This is a genomic window from Mesorhizobium sp. M7A.F.Ca.CA.002.05.1.1, from assembly GCF_003998335.1.
Classification (GTDB): domain Bacteria; phylum Pseudomonadota; class Alphaproteobacteria; order Rhizobiales; family Rhizobiaceae; genus Mesorhizobium.
The window spans coordinates 1-2,287 of record NZ_RZQI01000928.1; the positions used below are offsets into that span (position 1 = coordinate 1).

Below are 2,287 nucleotides of genomic sequence, written 5' to 3' on the forward strand. Positions count from 1 at the left end.
AGCGTTTCCTTCTCGCTCGGACGGCCTTCACGCTTGAAATAGCCACCCGGGATCTTGCCGGCGGCGTAAGTCTTTTCCTGGTAGTTGACGGTCAGCGGGAAGAAATCGAGGCCGGGCTTCGGCTCCTTCATCGAAACAACGGTGGCGAGAACCTTGGTCTCGCCGTAGGTGGCGAGCACCGCGCCGTCAGCCTGGCGTGCGATCTTGCCGGTTTCGAGGATGAGCGGACGGCCGCCCCATTCGATTTCCACTTTGTGGTGATTGAACATGTCTTGTCCTTAATATGAGGAAAGGGCCGCGCCGTTTCACGGTGCGCGGATGCCCTTTCCCTGGCTTCCTTTCTCGGGCAGCCACGGGCAAGACAACGGGAAGCTCGGGTAATTTCGGCGCGGCGAGCGCGCGCGAGCGTCCTGCAATCCTGCCCCATGACCGTCCATGGGCGGTTTCGAGTGCCCTCTGCACGATCGAAACCGGGTCTGGCCAGTCGATACGACTGGCAGAATGCGCGACCGGCGGGCTCTCCTTCGAAAGCCCGCCGGTCAATTCGTCAACGACGCAGACCGAGCTTCTCGATCAGCGTCTGGTAGCGCGCGTCGTCCTTGCGCTTGAGATAATCAAGCAGGCTGCGGCGCTGGGAGACGAGAGCAAGCAGACCACGGCGGGAATGGTTATCCTTCTTGTGGTCCTTGAAATGGTCGGTCAGGTTCTTGATGCGCTCGGAAAGGATGGCCACCTGGACTTCCGGAGACCCGGTATCGCCCTTGGCGGTTGCGAATTCACCCATCAATTCCTGTTTGCGCTCGGCAGTAATCGACATCGTGTTTTTCCTTATCTGTTTGAGGAAACGGGTCGCCCTCAGCCGGGATGTCGTCCAGCAGGGGCCGGTGCAAGCAAAGCGTCACAGCGCTATGCTGCGGCGCATATAGTGCAATTCCCCGGAAAACACCAGCCCAATTCACCAGCCGGCTTTTCAGGCCCAAAATGGCAGGTTTATCCTTGTCAAAGCCATTTCTTCCATTTGAAGAAGGCGATCAGCCCGAACGCGACAAGCGCCATGAACAGCAGCGACAAGGGATAGCCATAATAGGCCTTCAGTTCCGGCATGTTCCAGGGCGAAGACTCCGGGTCGAAATTCATGCCCCAGATGCCGACCAGGAAGGTGAGCGGCATGAAGATGACCGATACGATGGTGAGATAGCTGATGACGTCGTTGGTGCGCGCCTGGCTCAGCGACAGGTGCATTTCGATCAGGCCGGTCAGCATGTCGCGCTGGGTTTCGACCAGTTCGATCAGCCGCAGCGCATGGTCGAGCGTGTCGTTGAGGAAGATCTTGGTCTCGGCCTTCACATAGGGCACATCGTTGCGGATCAGCGTCGCCAGCGCATCGCGCATTGGCCAAAGCACGCCTTTCAGCACGTTGGCGTCGCGCCGCAATTCATGCAGTTGCCGCATCTGATGCTTGTGCGGCGAATGCAGCATCTCGTCCTCGATGCTGTCGACCGTGTCGCCGGCGGCCTCGATCGGCGGAAAATAGCTGTCGACGATGGCATCGATCAGCGCATAGGCGAGGTAATCGGCGCCGCGGGCGCGCAGCCGGTTGGGCGCCGAACTTTCGATGCGCTTGCGCACCGGATCGAACGGATCGCCTTCCCGCTCCTGGAAGGTAACGACGAAGTTGCTGCCGAAGAAGACGGCGATCTGCTCATAGCGATGCGAGGTGACGTCGTCGATCATCCTGACGACGACGAAGGCATGGTCCTCGAAGAAGTCGACCTTCGGCCGCTGGCCGGTGTTGACGACGTCCTCCAGCGCCAGCGGATGCAGGCTGAAAATGCGGCCGATCTCCTCGATCAGCGGGATGTTGGCGAGGCCGGTGCAGTCGAGCCAGAGGACCGGCCATTTGTCGCAATGGGTGTTGAGGTCGTCGATGCTGGCATTTTCGATGGTCTTGAATTTTTCGGGCGAGATCAGCGTCAGCCTGAGTTCGCTGCGACGCGCCGAGGGGTCGGCGATCAGCGTGCCAGGCGACGCACCGACCGGCGGCCGGCGCGTTTTCACCGGCGCCCGTTTGTTCACCGCTTCGGCCTTTGCCATGTGCCCCTCGAACGTAGAGTCGAACTGAAGTTAGACGAGAGCCGTCACCCGGCAAAGACCCGCTTGGGCTTGAACATGCCTTGCTCGATGGCACCGATGGCGACCAGCTTGCCGCGCGCCGTGGCGCAGGCTTCCTCGGCTTCCACCGGTGCATCGCGGCCGCGGATGATGACTGGGTTGCCAAGGCGGATCT

The 2,287-nt window shown here is 60.6% G+C and carries 2 protein-coding genes and 2 pseudogenes; all 4 read right to left on the reverse strand.

Going from position 1 to position 2,287, the window contains the following annotated elements; all coding sequences use genetic code 11:
• Positions 1-269: pseudogene (locus EN939_RS30640) on the reverse strand (polyribonucleotide nucleotidyltransferase); the annotation flags it as partial.
• Between the two features lie 278 nt (positions 270-547).
• Positions 548-859, reverse strand: a complete 312-nt coding sequence (rpsO, locus tag EN939_RS30645; protein ID WP_269470859.1) for a 30S ribosomal protein S15 — start codon at positions 857-859, stop codon at positions 548-550.
• A gap of 140 nt (positions 860-999) precedes the next feature.
• Entirely contained in the window at positions 1,000-2,094 is a 1,095-nt protein-coding gene (gene corA / locus EN939_RS30650) for a magnesium/cobalt transporter CorA (RefSeq protein ID WP_127270701.1), read from the reverse strand.
• A gap of 44 nt (positions 2,095-2,138) precedes the next feature.
• Positions 2,139-2,287: pseudogene (truB, locus tag EN939_RS30655) on the reverse strand (tRNA pseudouridine(55) synthase TruB); the annotation flags it as partial.